Source organism: Anaerosalibacter bizertensis (assembly GCF_009696605.1).
Lineage (GTDB): Bacteria > Bacillota > Clostridia > Tissierellales > Sporanaerobacteraceae > Anaerosalibacter > Anaerosalibacter bizertensis.
Map to the genome: position 1 here is coordinate 142,125 of NZ_VULR01000005.1, position 18,113 is coordinate 160,237.

Consider the following 18,113-nt stretch of genomic DNA (forward strand, 5'->3'; position numbering starts at 1 on the left):
TCATCCACTATTAAAGGTTTGGTTTCCTAAATATAAACAAATATTCATGGGCTATTAAAAAGAAATTATACTGAATACTTTTTTTATACCAAAAACCTGTAGTTTTACAATTATGCTGCTCTTTAATAATAATTTCTTTTAATAAAAATCCAGCTTCTAGATATTTTTCCATTACTCTAAAACCATGTCATTTTCCTTAGAATATCTCTTTATAATATTTCTGGGTATATATGGTGACCAATTTCCTCTATATCTTCCATTATGTGTAGCCCAATTCCCTCTTTCCCGAAAACTCCATAGTGTAGTAACCTCCATATTATAGTTCTCAGGTTCCCATCTCATACTATCCCCCTACTTTCTTAATTATCATATTAATTTTATTATATATGAGACAAACATATGTTTCAAGACTGTTTTCTTATATATGTCAATTTAAACTAACTCATCCTCAATTAACTTCTTAATTTCTTCTTGTACAGTAAATAATTCATTCTCTAAATCATTTGATTCTTTTGTCAATGTTTTTAATAAACTGCTTATGTCACTATCTATATTATAAACTCTGGTTAAGGAATCATTTATTTTTGATTGAACCATCCAATCTGCTATAAATTCGTCAAAGAAATAATCTGCAAAGGTTTCAAAAGAACCAATGTTTATATCAATATTCATAGATACATCTACATCTAATAATTCCTTTTTTAGTCTAATAATATTATTTTAATCTCATATAATAAATTGTACAATCATCAAATAATATATTTCTACATATTATCCTACTTTCCTCTTTCCACCTACACCATCAATAGTATAGATACAATTTTTCCTAAAATTCATATGTCATGTTTAAATTATTGCTGAATAATTTTAGCCTCGTTTAAAAATTTCACATTTCCAAATTCTATATTTTTACCTTTAGGATAATTTTGAAGTTTATTTTCTAAAGAGTTATTAAAACAATTATTATGTTCAATAAAAAATCTGTAACTCCTTCTTTTTACTTAGATATTTGCATTTGGTGATTTTTTCACAGATTAGTACATCAGGGGAAAAATTGTACTCCCATCAATCAATCAGTCTCTCATATCTCAACTTAGAATCTATATCTACTGCCATTTCATTTATTGAGTTATATATGCATACCTTTAAATAGGCTATAGGGTTTCTAATTTCTATAGACTTGCTTGCTTCTTTAAATTTATTTACTGCATGTTCAATTGTGAGGAAGTTTAGTTTGTTTATATCCTTCTTCACTGTTCCTGCAGGTATATAGTTATACCCAATCTTTATCCACTTAGATTTTTCAATATCAAGTAACAGTAGCTTTATTGCATGAGCTACTGCATCTCTATACTTTTCATCTATGGCATAGAGTTCACATCTTTTTATTATTGTTTCATAATCTAGATTTGTTTTCTTTTGTTGTGGTCTAGTCTGTCTGTCAATCTGTCTTTCTTTTTTTATATTTTCATCTTTGTCTATAGACTGACTGATAGACTGATTAGAAATCTCTGTAGTAATCTCTGTAGAAGTCTCTGGTATTGCTGGGTTCTTTTTAGACTCTTCCATTGTGTCATTTTGATTATCCTCCACTATTTCTTTTGAACCTTTCATTGTATTATTTTGGTCTTCTTTAGAATCTAGAGACTTTTCCATTATTTTTTCTAATTCTTCATAGTCAATTGTATACCAAAGGGTTCTATCCATTTGGTATGTGTTGAAGTTATCCACAATAATTATTTTTCTGTCTCTCAATCTTTTAAATATTCTTTTCACTGTTGAGGTACTCCAGAATGGAAATTCTTCCTGCCATTCTTCTATAGTATTGTAGGTCCAATATCTACCTTTATGACAATTCCTTTTATGCTTTTTATTTATCTCTATCCAATAATGTACTTGTTGAAGTATTATTGCTTCATTTAGGCCTAATGTAGTTGCTATATCTTTATCCACTACTAATGGATGTATATCGAATAATTTAGACATAAAAATCCCTCCTATTTTTCTATCTACTTCTTATATAGAAAAACAGGAGGAATCTTACTATTGTTTTTTAAATTTTTATTTCTAAATTTATTATTTGCTATACTATTTTTAGTATAGATAATAGATATAAATTATAAATATGGTATAATTTATTATATGAGGTGATGTTTTTATGGGATTAAGATTTAGAAAAAGTGTAAAAATCGCTCCTGGTGTAAGAGTCAATTTTAATAAAAAAAGTACTAGTGTAAGCTTCGGTGGCAAAGGAGTTAGACATACTATAAGCTCAACAGGGAGAAGAACTTCAAGTGTGGGTATACCTGGATCAGGACTATATTATACAAAAAGTAGCTCTGCTAAAAAATCTAGAAATAGAAAAAATAATACATATACCACAAATAATGAATATACCTATGAAGATCCTTATTATGAAGTTGAACAATTTAATTCCTTTATTGAAACAATAACCTCTTTCCATAAAAATTGTGACTACAGTATGGACTGGGACAAAATACGTAAAGAACCTCCCCCTTTTAATTTAGAAAAGAAAGGTCCAAATGAAATAGAAGCTTTAGAATCTCTAAATAATTATAAACCTAACTTAATAGAAAAAATATTTAAAAATGTGAATAAAAAGAAAATAGACAAATTAAAAAATAACGTAGAATTATCTAAAACAAAGGATATGGAACTTTATAGAAATTGGGAAAAACAGAATATACAGGCTCAATCTATTTTGGAAGGAAACTTAACCACCTATACGAATATTTTAAATGATATGGATTTTTTAAATAACTTAAGTGAATTTGTACCAAAGTTTGATTTCCAATTTTCTAATAAAGATGAGATGATAATAGAGTACAATTTGAATATAGATAATGTTGTACCTGAAAAGTATGCTACACTGACTAAAACAGGAAAACTCTCTATTAGAAAATATACAAAAACTGATTATTATGAAGTTGTTCAACAATATGTATCCAGTTTGGCTATAAGAATAGCAAGAAATATATTTGGTCTATTGCCTATAAAAACTGTTATAATAAATACAAAAAATAATATATTGGATACTTCGATAGGAGAAATAAAAAATATAACTATACTTTCTGTTAAAATAGATAGAAATACATTAAATGGGTTAAATTTTGATTTAATCAACCCTTTTGATGCTATGAGTAATTTTGAACATAATGTTAGATTTCTTAAAACCAAAGGATTTCAACCTGTTGAAAAAATAAATATATAAATTATTTATTATAATATTAATGTACTAAAAAAGCTTTAACATGGATATCTATGTTAAAGCTTTTTTGTTAATTATTCTTTATATATAACTTTCCCATTTTCCACATCTATTTTATCTTTTGTGCTAAAACCCCTGCTCCTATGGCTCCAGCATATCTTGCCATAGGATTTGTTTTTACTGGACTTTTAAGTTTTTCTGATAAACTTCTAACTATATAGTCACATTCACATAGTCCACCTGTGAGATAATAGTTTGTACCTTTTGAATGCTTATTACACAGACTAGCTACTTTGCTTATTATTGAATCAACTATAGCATAGGCTATATCTTCTTTTTTCTCTCCTCTACCAATAAGGCTTATTACTTCTGATTCTGCAAAAACTGTACACATGGAACTTATAGAGATACCGCTACCAGTTTCAGCTAAATCGCAAAGAGTGTCTATATCTACACCTAAAGTATTTGCCATAATCTCTAAAAATCTACCTGTACCTGCAGAACATTTATCATTCATTAAAAAATCCACTATCATACCGTTTTCTACAGTTATAACTTTTGTATCCTGTCCGCCTATATCTACTACAGTACAATCTTCCCCTGTAAGATATGCAGCCCCTTTTCCATGGCAAGTTATTTCCGTAATAGTTTTGTGAGCATAAGGGACAGAAACCCTTCCATAACCTGTAGCTACTACTTTCATTTCTTCTTCTTTTATTCCTTTAGATACAATTTTTTCTTTTATTGTATTGGCTGTTTCAATACTGCTCCAGCCTGTAGGCACAACAAAAGCATCTATTAGTTTATCATTTTCAAATAAAGCTGTTTTAGCTGCTGTAGATCCAATATCAACCCCAGCATAATACATATTCCTATCCCTCCTCAAAACAAATATAAAATAATTATAACATCTCTATAAAAGCTGCTACTCTAGTCTTCAATTGTCCTTCGTCTGCTTGTGAATAGTCTGTTTCTATACTCATATATGGTATATCTTTTTCTCCAGTTACAAATTCTTTAATCCTACGAGTCTCTACATTATAGGTATGGCAAGCTTGTAAAATAACATCTATTACACCATCAACTTTGTATTCATCTATTAGTTCAGACATTAGTTCAATTCTATTATCATTTGGTGCCATAACTGAACATCCAACATTTAAATATTTTTCAGCTATTGCCTCAACTGGATCCTTAGTTTCATCTACTAAACGTGATTTTTCCTTTATTCCACTACAGTTTTCATAACATACAACTACTGCTCCATTTGACTCTATAATAGGTACAAGTTTATCTGCAACTCCTCCCATTGGACAACCTGTTATTAAAATTCTTGGAGCATCTTCTTCTACCTTTCTAACTCCATTTGCATGTTCTTCTTTTAACTGTTCTACCATATCCATTATCTTTTTGTTTTGCTCATCTTTATCAAAAGTAAAGGACGCACCATGTAGTACGGTGTGAAGTTCCATTCCAGTTATAGGAGGAGGACATATTTTACTTAGAGAATACAATTCTTTCAGTGCTCTTCTTTCTTCATTACATTTTTTTATAGCTTTTTTCAAATCATCATCTGTTATCTTAACATTAAATTCTTTTTCTAGTCTTTCTTTCAATATAATAATCTCATTTTTCCAAACCGAAAGTGCATGTTCTCTATCTGTAGCTTGAGGAAGTTGCATAACATGCATTGGTTTTATTTGATTTAAATATTCATACATCTTTTTCTTTCCATCACAAGTTGTTTCTCCTACAATTATATCTGAAAAGTATGTGAAAGGACATTTATCTGTTAAGGCAAAACCATAACTTGATTTTATAAGAGGACATAAATTCTTAGGAAGATCCCTCTCAGCATCTGGTATTGTTTCATCACTCATACCACATAATGAAATTGGATGAGCTCCTGCTGCATATATAACCTCTATAGGGGTGAAAGTACAAAAAATACCTACTATATGTTCTCCTTCATCTTTATAATCTTTAACCTTTATAAAGGAATTTCTTCTTGCCTCACTAAAATCATCAAATGCTTTTGGTAAGTTATTCATCGTTATTTCCCCTTTCATAAAAGTAAATTTATTATTCTATTTCTATAAAAACTCTATAGACCAAATAGTTGAATTTTTAAGTTCTAAAGCTGTTCTTTTGATACAATTGTGGCCTATTATTTTTATATCTTTCTTATTTTCCAAAATATGATCTATAGCTTGACCATAGGTTATCTTATTTTCAAATCTAATAGGATGAGATTTAATATATCCCATATTTTGAAAAGCTGTAGATGTCTTTCCACAAATATGCATTATGCTATTATCTAATTCACTTTCCATACGTTTTAATATATTATAAGTAACCCTTCCACTAAACTCCTTATATACTCTTGGCCCTACAATATCTAAAGAGCCTACAGGATCTCCATAAGATATTATATTTGCTCCTCTATTTATTCCTTCCTGCATATACTTTATAACACTGTCTTCTATAACATTTAAAATTTCATAAATCATTTCCTTGTTTTTTCTTATAGCTTTATAAAATATCCTTGAATCTACTAGAGAGGTTATAATGGTAAAAGGCCCTTCTACATTTAGAACTACAGTTTCTCCTTGTGAATTCAATATTTCTACAGCTTTTAAAACTTCATTTATTCTTTTCCTGTTTAAGTCTATTTCTTCAATTTCCATCAATTCATCTATAGAATTAAAAGCATAACTTTCCACCCTAGGACCTGCTTTAGCATCTCCTAGTTTAATATTTCCTCCTAATGCTTCTGCTTCTACAGTATTGCAAAAAGGAACTCTGCATAAGTTATCTTTTTTATACTCCTTTAGTTCTTTCGACAGAGTTGCTATATATTCAGCTTTAGTATGAACTTCTGGAAAGCTTAATCCTGTTTTTTTCACTATATCCTCAGGGATTTCTTCCATTTTGTCACTTATACACTTAAAGTCCATGATTTCACTCATTTTATCACCTGTCTATATTAATTAAAAGTTAAACATTTAGTAAATAACTTTTCATAACCTTCTTTTGTAGATAGCTCAAAGTATTCTATATCCTTAGCTATGTCCTCCATTTCCTTTCTTGCATCCTTAGATAATAAACATATCATAGCTCCAGTTTTAGATGAGTTTCCTATATAATTTATCTTGTCCTTCAAATTTTCTGGTATAATCCCTACACCAGTCAAACTACCTGTCTTTAAATGTCTGCCAAACTGTCCTGCTATAACTATACTGTCAAGATCTTCCATACCCATATCCATAAAATCTAAAAGTGCATAGAATCCAGAGGAAATAGCACCTTTAGCTAATTGGACTTGTCTAATATCTTCTTGGGTTATAGATATCATTTCATCTCCATTTTTATATAAAATAACTTTCCTTTTCTTGCCTTCTTCCATTAGATGTTCAGCTAATATATGACGTTCTTCTTTCTCTAAATCCTCTTTTCTTTTCAATCTGCCAGACTTCTTTATAATCTCTTTTTTATGGAGCTCAGCTATGGCTTCTAATATGCCGCTTCCACATATTCCTATAGGTTCTACATCTCCAATTACTTGAAGTTCAACTCCATCTTCGTTAAATTGTATGCCTTCAATAGCTCCTTCTGCCGCTCTCATGCCACAACTTATATTTGCCCCTTCTAGTGCTGGACCAGCAGCACAGGAACACGAGACAAGCTTTCCACCTTTAGACAATAGCATTTCCCCATTTGTTCCAATATCAATAAAAAATACATTGTCTTTAGTATCTTTTAAATTAGCTACTACAGCTCCAGCTACGATATCTGCACCAATGAAACTAGATACTCCTGGCAAGCAATATAGTCTTCCAAATGATGATATTTTAAGGCCTATACTCTTGGCCCATAAGTTTTTTTCTTTTGAAAAAATTGTAGCATATGGTGATTTGCCTATAGTGTTGGTTCCAATCCCCAATAGTAGATGCATCATAGTAGCATTAGCTCCTACAGCTATTTCATAGACATTTTGAATATCTATACCATTTTTATTACATAGATTTTCTAATAGGAAGTTTATACACTCTACTATAGCCTTCTGCAATAAATAGAGACCATTATCCTTTCTTTTTACAAAATCTATACGAGATAGTACATCAAGGCCATATTCTTTCTGAGGATTTATAGAAGTTTCTGTTCCAATCTCTTTACCAGTATTTAAATCTATAAGGGATACAACTACTGTAGTAGTTCCAATATCCACTGCAGCCCCATATAATTCATCTTTTGTGTCTCCAGATTCTATACCTATTAATTTATCTTCATAATATAGTAAAGTAACTTTTTCTTCATTATCTACATTGGCCAAAGCCTTTAAAATTTCAGTATCATTATGATATAGTTCCTCACCTATAGATTTTTCTAAAGTCTCCTCGTAAGAGAAATTATTTTTCAAAGTAGGCTTTTCCCAGGTAATAACTTCTTTATAAATAATAGGATTTAGTTCTATATCAGGAATATAGCCATCTGATAATGCCTTATAATTTTTCTCTTCTTTATTTAAAAATTTTACACATATATAACCCTTAGGATAGACAAAACAACTAAGTCTTATATTTTTTTCTAGGTCTTTCTTTGAAAGATATTTTAGTTCCTCTTCTGTAGGCTTCTCTAGCTTCCCTTTAATTATTTGAACCTTACATTTTCCACAATAGCCTTTTCCACCACAAGGACTTTCTATAATTTCTCCACTATCTTGCAATATATCAAGAAGGCTTTTCCCTTCTTCATAGCTATAGGATATATCTTTGTTGTATATTTCCAACATATTCATAAATTCTTCACTCCATCTATGATGATTTTAATACTATATTTTCTGATGTTGATTCTTTTGCAACCTCTACCATTGACTGTATATTTTCTAATTTAGTTCTTGGACCTATACCACAGGCTGGAGATAATATATCCACCCCACTTTTTATACAACCTTTAGCAAGATTTTTTATAATATCTGGAGAGCTTTTTTCAAGGGCTAAGGTACTTACATTTCCCATAATAGCTTTGTTGTTTACATTATTTGCTACTTCTCTCACACTAGCTATAGAATCAAAACTTATAGCATCACTGTCAAGGGAATTAAGTATTCCATATACACTTTTTAGCTTCCCACATATATGGATTATAGTCCCTCCTGGAGCATCCTCTTTAACTGAATTGACTATTTTGTTTAAGTAAGGAGCGGCAAATTCTTTAAATAGCTTTGGGCCTAAAATTTCTCCCGTACCACTAGGATCTGAAATAGCTAATATATCTGCTCCAGCTTGTATCTGAGCCTTAGCAAAACCTATAAGATTTTCCGTAACAAATTCCATAAATTCATGAGCTTCTTTAGGTTTTCTTCTAAGCTCCTTATAATAATCTACTGGTTCCATCAAAGAAGACGCTGTACTTACAGGTCCCACTAAATTGGCTATAATAGGAATATCTGAACTTTCACTTTTAAGTATATCTATAGCATCTAAAACTACTTTAGTTCTCCCTTTGGTTAAGTCTAACTCTTTAAGCTTTTTCCACTCTGTAACAGAATTTATTGGATATTCTATAACCCTAGGCTCATTTATCTTAGTACCTAAACCTACAACAGCACCCATAGATTCTGCTTCTACAGTCATACAAAAAGGTACTCCGAAATTTTCAAAACCTCCATTTTCACAAACTCCCATAGTAAGCTTTGCCATCATCTTTGGATCCTTGTGTGCTTCTGGCCACTCTACTTCAGTAATATCCATAATATCTTCTATAATCATATTCATCATACCACCAGGACAGATACATGGAGGCCGATCTACTTTTTCCCTTTTTATTGCACGAAATAGTCTTTCTTTTTTAGATAAAGAATTTATAGGCATAAAAATCCCCCTTAAATCAATTCATATTATTCATATCTATTAAAGCTCATTAACTCTTCTAGTTTTTCATCTGTAATTGGCCATCCTATTTCCCTAGCTGTATCCAGCATGGCATCAATATTTTCTATAGGTGTTTCTACTGGAAGTCCACAGCCTGACATAATGCCATATCCTTTAGGAGACTTATATCCATCTTTTACACACTGTAGCGTAGCCTTCCTAACATCCTCCTTAGTACCTGCATACATTATAGAAGAAGGGTCTACATTTCCCATTATCTTTATCCTATCTCCTACAGTTTCCGTACAATCTTTAAGGCTTGCAATATTATCTATACTTAAAGCTCCTACGCCTATATCTACTACATCTTCCCATATGCCATCTGTTTTTCCACATATATGTATCGAAGTTCCAGAGCCTTTAGACTTAATAAAATCTACAAATCTTTTTAAATATGGCTTTGAAAATTCTCTAAAGTGTTTTGGACTCACTACAGTACAAGAGGACATAGGTTCTGCAATACTTATGCCTATTCCCTGTTTAATAGTGGCATCCGCAAATCTCATGCAGTTTTCTAATGAAATTTCACATAATTTATGAACCGATTCAGGATCTTTTATCATCATCTTTGTCATAGTTTCTACACCAATTAAAAAGAAAGCAGAAGTGAAGGGTCCAACAACTAAGGCTGTACAAGGAACTTCTTCTCCTATTTCATCTTGTACATATTTCATGGCTTCAATATGGATTGGCAATCTTGCGTCCTTATGTGGATCTATAGGTTCTAATTTAGATATTTCTGAAATATCCTTTATGGCTGGTTCTAAAAGATCTACTGTTTCATCCTCTGGATATTTCATCTTAGCACCCATAGCCTCCGCAATTATAAAAAGATCTGTAAATACCTTTGCACCATCTCCACCAAACCTTCTATGAGTTGCAATAACTGCATCAGCTAAAGTTCTAGCACTGTGGTTAAACTCTGAAATCTTGCATCCTAAAACCCTTGCAATACCATTAGATAGATTAGGATTGCACTGAATTCTATCTACATCTTCTCCTTTTGAAAGAGCGATAGCCCTTTCCATAGGTGTCATTTCATCTTTAAACAGCGACATTCATCTTCCCCCTTACTAAATCTTTAGCTAATCTTGCAGCCCTTGAAGCTTCTGGTGCATATCCATCTGCACCTATTTTATCTGCAAAACTCTGTGATATTGGACCTCCTCCAACCATAACTACTACATCATCCCTTATACCTTCTTCTTTCAATAAATTAATAACTATTTCCATATTGTCCATAGTAGTTGTCATTAAAGTTGAAAGACCAATTAATTTAGCTCCCAATTCCTTTGCTTTGTTAATAAATTCACTAGGTGGCACATCTCTTCCCAAATCATATACTTCAAACCCTGTAGTTTCTAACATGATTTTAAATAGATTCTTTCCTATATCATGGGTATCTCCCTCTACTACTCCAACTACTGCTTTATATTTTTCTTCAGTTTCATCATATTTTAAATAGGGTTTCAAAACGTCCATACCTGCATACATGGCATCTGAACACATTAGAAGTTCTGGAATATAGTACTCTTCTTCTTCGTAAAGCTTGCCTGCTTCATCCATTCCAACAGCTAAGCCATTAGAAATTCCTTCATATGCATCATATCCACTTTCTATGAAATCGTTTGCAACTTGAACAGCATCATCTTCTTCCATATCCACTACAGATTCCGCCAAATCATTTAAAAGCTTTTCTTTTACATGGGACATCAGTATCAACCTCCACTCTAGTTTTACTTTAACTGATTTTAAGACCTTTCTTGTTCCAATTAATATACTATATGTAAATAAAAAAATTTTCCAATATTATTAGATTTTTCAATGATAAGGCTTTCAACTATTGTTATTATATATACTAAAGATTTAATTATTTTTAACCATAGTTTTTCATCTATTTTACTAAATCATAGCCACCTATAAAACGGGTGGTTTGCTTTAGCCCTGTAAGGGCATGTTATTTACTGTATCTCAAGACACCCCGAAAAAGGCCTGCCAACCGCTGTACCTTCCCACACTATCCCTAAAGGGATTTAATTATTATCCTTACTTATTTGTCTTTTTTCCTGTGAAAGGATCTATATATTCTTTATTTATATTTTAAATTTGCATGTCTATCAAATATCATTAAACTACTTTTACCTTTTAAATATCCCATAAAACTTGATACACTTAATTTAGGTGGTATACTAACTAGCATATGAATATGGTCTTTGCAGGTCTCTGCTTCTATTAATTCTACTCCTTTATATTCACATAATTGACTAGTATCCTTCCAACATCTTGCTTTATCTTTCCATATATTATTTGTCTCCTATATTTTGGTGCAAAAACTATGTGATATTTACAATTCCATTTCATATGTGATAAACTATTATTATCCATATGGATACCTCCTTTGACTTAAGTTTGGTTGGCTAGACCTAAACTTATCATATCACTAGAGGTTTTTTCTGCTTAACGCTAGAAGCTTTTTTCAACCACCCGCTTAGCAGGTGGTATTCATAATATAATAAGGCTGTTTCAAAATTTAATTTTGAAACAGCCTTATTTTAAAATATTATATATGTATTTTTAATCTAAAATATAGTTAAACTGTTCTTCTAAAGGAATGTTTTCTCTGTAGTGTTCATATAGCTTCGCAATAGTTGCTTCCTTGTATGGAAGTACAAATATACCTCCAATGCCAAAAAGTAATGAGCCTAAAAAAAGCCAACCTAAAAAAGAAAGATCTAAAATAAATATTTCCCATTTCTCATCATTGGTCATTTCTTTACTAATTTGTATGGCATCTGATAGACTTATATATGGATTTTCAGATAAAATATATGGAACCATCCTATATTCATAACCCTTTATGATACCAGGTATAACAAGTAACAGTGTCCATAACAAGAGATAAATATTCATAAGAAGCATTTTTCCTGTAATAGGCAACCACTCTCCATTTTTAAAGGTGGTAAATAATTTGCCAATCTCTGGACATCCTTTAAATCCATCAATAAAAAATCGCTTTTGTCCTACTTCCAATACATTTCCAACTACTATCCTAAGTATTAGTCCAATGATTATCAAGAGAATAAAAGCTTTTGAAGTTACTTTAAATACAAAAGGGTTTTCTAAACCTTTATCTAAAGAACTTATCAGATCCATACTTGGACTTATTTTAATATTATGGTATTCTTGCTGAAAAAAAGGTTCTCCATTTTCATTATCTATGCTGCTATTTGTTGAACTATTACTAATACCTCCTGAAAGAAGGGCTGTAATTAAACATACTATAAATGCTTTCCAATAGTTCCTTTTCAAAAATTTCTTGGCCTCAGATTTTAGCTCTTTTCTAGTCCACATGTATACACCCCCATCAATAACCATTATATTATAAATATACTTCAATTTATGTTAAATAATAGAATATATTCACTTCCAATTGTAACATAATTAACTACTCTTTTATACCCTTCTCTATACCCACCCCAGATAAGTTTAAGTCTAATTCTTTAACAGTCCAGTTACAATTAATAAAATTGAGATAATTTTTAATACTTACTGTAAAATTCATATTATTATCTTTAATAATAGCCATTATAGTAGGGCCTGCACCACTTATATATGTACCTAAAGCACCTAGTTCATAAGATTTGTTTATAATTTCATCACCTTTAGGTATTAGTTTTTTCCTATAGGGCTGATGTAGTCTATCCATTAATGAAGCTTTCAATAAATCAAATCTACCATTGGACAAAGCAGAGAGTAATAAAGACACCCTTCCTACATTATATATAGCATCTTTATAATTAACGGTTGAAGGTAAAACTTCTCTAGCCTCAGATGTTGATAGGGTAAAATCAGGAATCAATACTACAAATTTAATCCCATTAGCTATATTAATCTTATTATAGTATATATTTTCATCCTCTGTAACAGAGACTACAAGGCCTCCAAATAGTGCAGGAGCAATATTGTCTGGATGGCCTTCTATTTCTGTAGCTATTTCTAGAATTTCCCCTTTTGATAAAGAAGCTTTAGCTATCTCATTAGCACCTATAACCCCTCCTAAAATACATGCTGCACTACTTCCTAGTCCTCTAGCTATAGGTATATTAGTATTTAAAGTTATTTTTATACCCTTAGCTTCATATCCTATTTTTTTAAAAGTTTCTAACATTGAAGTATATACTAAATTATTTTCATTTGCATAATTATTATCACAGCCATTAATTTCTAAACCTTCATCTATTTCTTCAAAGAAAAATGTATTATAGAGCTGGAGGGCAATGCCTAAGGTATCAAATCCCGGTCCTATGTTTGCACTTGTGGCAGGTACTTTAACTTTAATCATCTATATCACCTACTTCTAAAAATTTTTCAATTAAACCTTTCATGTCTTCTTTATTACATTTGTTATTATGTATAACCTCTTTATCCTTAAGATTTGATATGGCTTTAGGTATTTCAATATCTGTCTTAGTTGCTAATGCTTCTATTATATTGAATTCATCTTTATTTTTTATATCTATACCAATAGACGATGCTACTTTTGTTCCAAATTTGAATGGACTAGCAGTTGATACAATTATAGTTTTTGTATTATCACAAGTCTCTTCCTTGTATTTTTCATAGACATTATAAGCTACTGCAGTATGAGGATCCATTATGTAGTTATTTTCTGCAAATACCTTGTTGATTGAAGAACTTATCCCTTCTTCAGTTGAATAAGAACCATAAAAATCTTTCAAATTTGATTTATCTATTTTATAATAGCCATCCTTAACAAGCTCATCCATTTTATTCTTAACAAATATACTGTCTCCCCCACTTATATGGAATAAAAGTCTTTCTAAATTACTAGATATTAGAATATCCATAGATGGAGATGAAGTTAAAATAAGCTCCCTTCTCTTATCATATATTCCAGTTTTGATAAAATCGGTTAAAACATTGTTTTCATTAGAAGCACATATTAGCTTATTTATAGGAAGTCCCATTTCCTTTGCATAATATGCTGCTAAGATATTTCCAAAATTACCTGTGGGAACTACAATATTTATCTTTTCATTATCTTCTATTTTTCCTTCCCTTAGAAGGGTCAGATATCCATAGAAATAGTAAACAATTTGAGGAATTAGCCTACCTATATTGATTGAATTGGCAGAGGATAATATATATTTATTTTTATCTAAAAATCTTACAAAATTCTGATCATTAAAAATCCCCTTTACTCCATTTTGAGCATCATCAAAATTTCCATCAATACCTACTACAAAGGTATTGCTTCCTTCTTGGGTAAGCATTTGTTTCTTCTGTATTTTACTTACACCGTATTCAGGAAAAAATACTATTATTTTAATTCCACCAACATTGGCAAACCCCTCTAACGCTGCTTTGCCTGTATCTCCAGAAGTAGCAGTCAGTATAACTACTTCCCTATCTATTTTATTTATATTTATAGCTTCCTTTAATAAATGTGGAAGTATAGATAATGCCATATCTTTAAATGCTAAAGTTGGACCATGGAAAAGTTCAAGAAAAAATACATCTCCAACCTTTAATAAGGGTACAATCTCTTTTTCACTAAATTTATTATCATAAGCATTATTAATGCAATTTTTAAGTATACTTAATTCGAAATCTGTAAAAAATTTGCTCATTATTATAAAAGCTAGTTCTTTATAATCTGCTTCTTTCAAAGCTCCAATATTCTCAATTTTAGGTATATTGATTGGAACAAATAGCCCTCCATCTTTTGAAATTCCTTGTATTATTGCTTCACTTGATGAAATAGGTATTGTTTTGTTCCTAGTACTTATATATTCCATATTAATATCCTTCCCTTCACCATACTTAAAATAAAATTTTACTTAATAATTCTAGCAATAAAATAATTATTTTTATCAATTTCTAAGGATGATAACAATTTAATTATTTCTAAATACTCAATTTCATTAGTTATAATTGCAATATTTTCTTTTTCAGATAACAGTTTTTTAGAAATATTTTTAATAGCTTTAAAAACTTTTCCCTCTTGTTCTTCAGGTAAAGAAATTCTTAAATAATATTCAGCTTTTAATTTTTCATTTAGGTTGTTAAGCTTCCTTTCCCCTAGTGGATTGCCTTTTCTATAGGTATCTTCTACAATATCTACTATATCTGCTAAAACTGCATTAGCTGTTGGAAGTTTACCTGCTCCTAATCCTGAAAATTTTAATTCCCCTACATTATTACCTAAAAATACTATAGAATTAAAAGCCATATCCACATTAGCAAAATATGAACTTTCCTTCATTATTGTAGGCTGAACCACTGCTATAAAACCATCTTCCAACTCTTTTACTTCACCAATTAATTTTATTGTAAAATCTATACTCTTAATTTGTTCTATATCAAATGGTGTTATTTTGCTTATACCTTCTAATAAAATATCACTTTCATCAATCTTCCCTTGAAGTGCCAAAGTTCCTAATATTCTAAGTTTTCTTAAGGTATCGTATCCTTCAACATCTGCTGTTGGATCAGCTTCTGCATAGCCCATATCTTGTGCTATTTTTAATGCTTCATTATAATCCAACCCTTTATTAAACATACTGGATAAAATATAGTTACATGTTCCATTTAAGATACCCTGTACTTCTGTAATTTTGTTTAGTATCAACTCTCCCTTAAGTCTTTTTAATATAGGAATACCTCCACCTACACTGGCTTCATATAAAAAAGCTAAATCTTTTTCAGCCGCTAAACTGGAGAGTTCCTCAAAATGTTTTGATACTACTGCTTTATTTGCTGTAACAACATCTTTGCCAGAATTTAAAGCATCTTTAATATATTTATAACCTTGATCCAAATCTCCTGTTAATTCTACAATTATACTTATATCCTCACAATTTAATATTTCATTATAATCAGATGTAATTATATTTTCTTCTAATTGTACTTTTCTTTTCTTATCTATATTCTTTACTAAAATTTTTTTTATTTTTATTTCTTCTCCAGTTAAAAACTTTAATTCTTCCTGTCTTTCTTCTAAAATTTCAACTACACCTGTTCCTACTGTTCCAAGTCCTAATAATCCAATTCCTACCATAATCATTACCTCCTACTAATACATTAAATTTTACTTAGTATTTTTTAATCTTCAAAAGCTTCATATATAGACGCTATTGCTACATCAAAGTCATCATTTTCAATTCCTATAATTATATTTAACTCACTTGAACCCTGAGTTATCATTCTAATATTAACTCCATTGTTAGCTAAAGCAGTAAAAATTTTAGCCGATATTCCCTTATTCCTTATCATTCCTCTTCCTACTACTGCAATAAGGGCCATGTCCGCATAAGATATAATTGAATCTGGATTGCAATATATACATATCTCTTCAATTATCTTTTCAAGTTTAGAGTTTAGTTCTGTATTTGAAATTACTAATGATACTGAATCTATACTTGAAGGCATATGTTCAACTGATACATTATTAGTTTCTAATACAGTTAATAATTTTCTATAAAAATCTTTTTCTAAACTCATCAAAGTTTTTTCAATTGAAATAACGGTAAATCCTTTCTTACCTGCAATTCCAGTTATAGTTCCAGAAGAGCTAATAGGGTATGAATCATCTACAATCATAGTTCCTGGCTCTTCTGGAAAATTTGTATTCTTAATATTTATAGGTATATTTGCTTGCTTCACTGGAAAAATGGCTTCTTCATGAAGAACAGGAGCACCCATATAAGAAAGCTCTCTAAGTTCTTTATATGTTATTGTTTTAATAGGCCTAGAGTTTTTTACTATTTTAGGGTCTGCAATAAGGAATCCTGATACATCTGTCCAATTTTCATAAAGCTGAGAATCTATCCCTTTAGCTATAATAGAACCTGTTATATCAGAGCCACCCCTAGAAAAAGTAACTATCTCACCATTTTCCTTACCACCATAAAATCCTGGAATAACAGCTTGTCCAATTTTTTCTAGTTTAGATTTTACTTTTATTTGAGTAGCTTCTGGATTAAATTGATCGTTATTATTAAAAACAATTAAATCCTTAGCATCTACAAATTCAAAACCTAAATAATTGGAAAGTACAATTGCATTTAAATACTCTCCTCTACTAGCTACATAATCTTTAGAAGCTCCACTTTGAATTTGTTTCTTTATATTTTTCAATTCCTTAGCTATATCTATATCTAAACTAAGTTCTATACAGATATCTTCAAATCTTCTTTCAACAATCTCATATACTTCGTCAAAATTAAGATTATGTGATGCAAGTTGATAACACATATATAATAAATCTGTTATCTTATGATCTTTGTTATATCTCCTTCCAGGTGCAGAAGGTATTATGTATCTTCTCCTACTATCTAGTTCTATAATATTTTTCACTTTAGCAAATTGTTTGCTATCAGATAAAGAACTGCCACCAAATTTTGCTACAATTATATTTTGCAATCTACATACCTCCTATATAATCAGATATTTCTGTAACTTCATTATTTTCCAAAAAATGAAGTTACAGAAATACTAAATTTCTTTAAAAATAGATACAAAAAATACCCGTCCCAAAAGGACGAGCATTAATATTCTCGCATCCACCTACTTCTTAACAGTTTCACTTTAACGCAGCAAACGCATATCCCTAATCGAATAAATTCTTTCAGGACTGAGCTCATAGGGGGTTTTCAATCTAGTGCATCAAAGAAGTCTTTCAGCCTGTGAACTTCTATCTCTTTTGACCTTACAAGATTTACTCGTCCTATTCATCGCTTTCCCAATATTTTATATTCCATATTTAATTTTGTCAAGTATATATTTTTTTAAAAACCTATTAAGTGATTTATTTATGATAATGTCTCAATATATCGTTTATGATTATGTCCTAATATCATAAAAAAATGTATAATATACTCCATAACTATAAAATGGGGTGATAAAAATAAGAAAGGTAGATTTAAATA

The 18,113-nt window shown here is 30.4% G+C and carries 17 protein-coding genes and 1 pseudogene; 1 reads left to right on the forward strand and 17 read right to left on the reverse strand.

What is annotated here, in order from left to right; translation table 11 throughout:
- Window positions 1-10 precede the first annotated feature (10 nt).
- The 4 genes from FYJ27_RS12730 to FYJ27_RS05265 all read right to left on the reverse strand — a co-directional run bounded on the left by FYJ27_RS12730 (window position 11) and on the right by FYJ27_RS05265 (window position 1,986).
- Window positions 11-172 (reverse strand): DNA methylase, encoded by a 162-nt coding sequence (locus tag FYJ27_RS12730; protein ID WP_226808499.1) that lies wholly within the window; start codon window positions 170-172, stop codon window positions 11-13.
- Window positions 172-342: a hypothetical protein gene (locus tag FYJ27_RS12735; RefSeq protein WP_226808500.1), complete on the reverse strand. Its 171-nt coding sequence runs from the start codon at window positions 340-342 to the stop codon at window positions 172-174. The genes FYJ27_RS12730 and FYJ27_RS12735 overlap by 1 nt, the downstream gene beginning before the upstream one ends.
- A gap of 90 nt (window positions 343-432) precedes the next feature.
- Complete coding sequence (locus tag FYJ27_RS05260; RefSeq protein WP_154483805.1) at window positions 433-672, reverse strand: hypothetical protein; 240 nt, start codon at window positions 670-672, stop codon at window positions 433-435.
- A gap of 393 nt (window positions 673-1,065) precedes the next feature.
- The gene (locus tag FYJ27_RS05265; protein ID WP_154483806.1) at window positions 1,066-1,986 is read right to left on the reverse strand and encodes a hypothetical protein; all 921 of its coding nucleotides are present in this window, start codon (window positions 1,984-1,986) and stop codon (window positions 1,066-1,068) included.
- 172 nt (window positions 1,987-2,158) lie between these two features.
- Here FYJ27_RS05265 and FYJ27_RS05270 point away from each other — a divergent pair, with 172 nt between their 5' ends.
- On the forward strand, window positions 2,159-3,232 hold the full coding sequence (locus tag FYJ27_RS05270; protein WP_154483807.1) for a DUF4236 domain-containing protein: 1,074 nt from the start codon (window positions 2,159-2,161) through the stop codon (window positions 3,230-3,232).
- 106 nt (window positions 3,233-3,338) lie between these two features.
- Here FYJ27_RS05270 and FYJ27_RS05275 read toward each other — a convergent pair whose 3' ends face one another.
- The 13 genes and pseudogenes from FYJ27_RS05275 to FYJ27_RS05335 form a co-directional block, all read right to left on the reverse strand.
- Window positions 3,339-4,097 carry an acyl-CoA dehydratase activase gene (locus tag FYJ27_RS05275; protein ID WP_154483808.1) on the reverse strand — a complete coding sequence of 253 codons (759 nt, stop codon included), beginning with the start codon at window positions 4,095-4,097 and terminating at the stop codon, window positions 3,339-3,341.
- Between the two features lie 34 nt (window positions 4,098-4,131).
- A complete protein-coding gene (locus FYJ27_RS05280) occupies window positions 4,132-5,280 on the reverse strand; it encodes a double-cubane-cluster-containing anaerobic reductase (protein WP_154483809.1) in 1,149 nt (382 codons plus the stop codon).
- A 42-nt stretch (window positions 5,281-5,322) separates the two neighbouring features.
- Entirely contained in the window at window positions 5,323-6,186 is an 864-nt protein-coding gene (locus FYJ27_RS05285; protein WP_229775478.1) for a uroporphyrinogen decarboxylase family protein, read from the reverse strand.
- 29 nt (window positions 6,187-6,215) lie between these two features.
- On the reverse strand, window positions 6,216-8,027 hold the full coding sequence (locus FYJ27_RS05290) for an ASKHA domain-containing protein (protein ID WP_154483811.1): 1,812 nt from the start codon (window positions 8,025-8,027) through the stop codon (window positions 6,216-6,218).
- A gap of 16 nt (window positions 8,028-8,043) precedes the next feature.
- Window positions 8,044-9,102, reverse strand: a complete 1,059-nt coding sequence (locus FYJ27_RS05295) for a methylcobamide:CoM methyltransferase MtbA (protein ID WP_154483812.1) — start codon at window positions 9,100-9,102, stop codon at window positions 8,044-8,046.
- 26 nt (window positions 9,103-9,128) lie between these two features.
- Window positions 9,129-10,220: a uroporphyrinogen decarboxylase family protein gene (locus tag FYJ27_RS05300; protein WP_154483813.1), complete on the reverse strand. Its 1,092-nt coding sequence runs from the start codon at window positions 10,218-10,220 to the stop codon at window positions 9,129-9,131.
- Window positions 10,207-10,875: a corrinoid protein gene (locus FYJ27_RS05305; RefSeq protein ID WP_154483814.1), complete on the reverse strand. Its 669-nt coding sequence runs from the start codon at window positions 10,873-10,875 to the stop codon at window positions 10,207-10,209. The genes FYJ27_RS05300 and FYJ27_RS05305 overlap by 14 nt, the downstream gene beginning before the upstream one ends.
- Before the next feature lie 379 nt (window positions 10,876-11,254).
- A pseudogene (tnpA, locus tag FYJ27_RS05310) lies at window positions 11,255-11,547 on the reverse strand (IS200/IS605 family transposase); the annotation flags it as partial.
- Between the two features lie 189 nt (window positions 11,548-11,736).
- Window positions 11,737-12,513 carry a DUF975 family protein gene (locus FYJ27_RS05315; RefSeq protein ID WP_195839083.1) on the reverse strand — a complete coding sequence of 259 codons (777 nt, stop codon included), beginning with the start codon at window positions 12,511-12,513 and terminating at the stop codon, window positions 11,737-11,739.
- A gap of 94 nt (window positions 12,514-12,607) precedes the next feature.
- Window positions 12,608-13,504 carry a homoserine kinase gene (thrB, locus tag FYJ27_RS05320; RefSeq protein ID WP_154483816.1) on the reverse strand — a complete coding sequence of 299 codons (897 nt, stop codon included), beginning with the start codon at window positions 13,502-13,504 and terminating at the stop codon, window positions 12,608-12,610.
- Complete coding sequence (thrC, locus tag FYJ27_RS05325; RefSeq protein WP_154483817.1) at window positions 13,497-14,981, reverse strand: threonine synthase; 1,485 nt, start codon at window positions 14,979-14,981, stop codon at window positions 13,497-13,499. The genes thrB and thrC overlap by 8 nt, the downstream gene beginning before the upstream one ends.
- A 38-nt stretch (window positions 14,982-15,019) precedes the next feature.
- Entirely contained in the window at window positions 15,020-16,243 is a 1,224-nt protein-coding gene (locus FYJ27_RS05330; RefSeq protein WP_154483818.1) for a homoserine dehydrogenase, read from the reverse strand.
- 44 nt (window positions 16,244-16,287) lie between these two features.
- Complete coding sequence (locus FYJ27_RS05335) at window positions 16,288-17,598, reverse strand: aspartate kinase (RefSeq protein ID WP_326831041.1); 1,311 nt, start codon at window positions 17,596-17,598, stop codon at window positions 16,288-16,290.
- Window positions 17,599-18,113: the final 515 nt, after the last annotated feature.

Coding starts and splice junctions, on each gene's coding strand:
- FYJ27_RS12730 (WP_226808499.1), bottom strand. CDS start 172: ATGGAAAAATATCTAGAAGCTGGATTTTTATTAAAAGAAATTATTATT.
- FYJ27_RS12735 (WP_226808500.1), bottom strand. CDS start 342: ATGAGATGGGAACCTGAGAACTATAATATGGAGGTTACTACACTATGG.
- FYJ27_RS05260 (WP_154483805.1), bottom strand. CDS start 672: ATGAATATTGATATAAACATTGGTTCTTTTGAAACCTTTGCAGATTAT.
- FYJ27_RS05265 (WP_154483806.1), bottom strand. CDS start 1,986: ATGTCTAAATTATTCGATATACATCCATTAGTAGTGGATAAAGATATA.
- FYJ27_RS05270 (WP_154483807.1), top strand. CDS start 2,159: ATGGGATTAAGATTTAGAAAAAGTGTAAAAATCGCTCCTGGTGTAAGA.
- FYJ27_RS05275 (WP_154483808.1), bottom strand. CDS start 4,097: ATGTATTATGCTGGGGTTGATATTGGATCTACAGCAGCTAAAACAGCT.
- FYJ27_RS05280 (WP_154483809.1), bottom strand. CDS start 5,280: ATGAATAACTTACCAAAAGCATTTGATGATTTTAGTGAGGCAAGAAGA.
- FYJ27_RS05285 (WP_229775478.1), bottom strand. CDS start 6,186: ATGGACTTTAAGTGTATAAGTGACAAAATGGAAGAAATCCCTGAGGAT.
- FYJ27_RS05290 (WP_154483811.1), bottom strand. CDS start 8,027: ATGAATATGTTGGAAATATACAACAAAGATATATCCTATAGCTATGAA.
- FYJ27_RS05295 (WP_154483812.1), bottom strand. CDS start 9,102: ATGCCTATAAATTCTTTATCTAAAAAAGAAAGACTATTTCGTGCAATA.
- FYJ27_RS05300 (WP_154483813.1), bottom strand. CDS start 10,220: ATGTCGCTGTTTAAAGATGAAATGACACCTATGGAAAGGGCTATCGCT.
- FYJ27_RS05305 (WP_154483814.1), bottom strand. CDS start 10,875: ATGTCCCATGTAAAAGAAAAGCTTTTAAATGATTTGGCGGAATCTGTA.
- FYJ27_RS05315 (WP_195839083.1), bottom strand. CDS start 12,513: ATGTGGACTAGAAAAGAGCTAAAATCTGAGGCCAAGAAATTTTTGAAA.
- thrB (WP_154483816.1), bottom strand. CDS start 13,504: ATGATTAAAGTTAAAGTACCTGCCACAAGTGCAAACATAGGACCGGGA.
- thrC (WP_154483817.1), bottom strand. CDS start 14,981: ATGGAATATATAAGTACTAGGAACAAAACAATACCTATTTCATCAAGT.
- FYJ27_RS05330 (WP_154483818.1), bottom strand. CDS start 16,243: ATGGTAGGAATTGGATTATTAGGACTTGGAACAGTAGGAACAGGTGTA.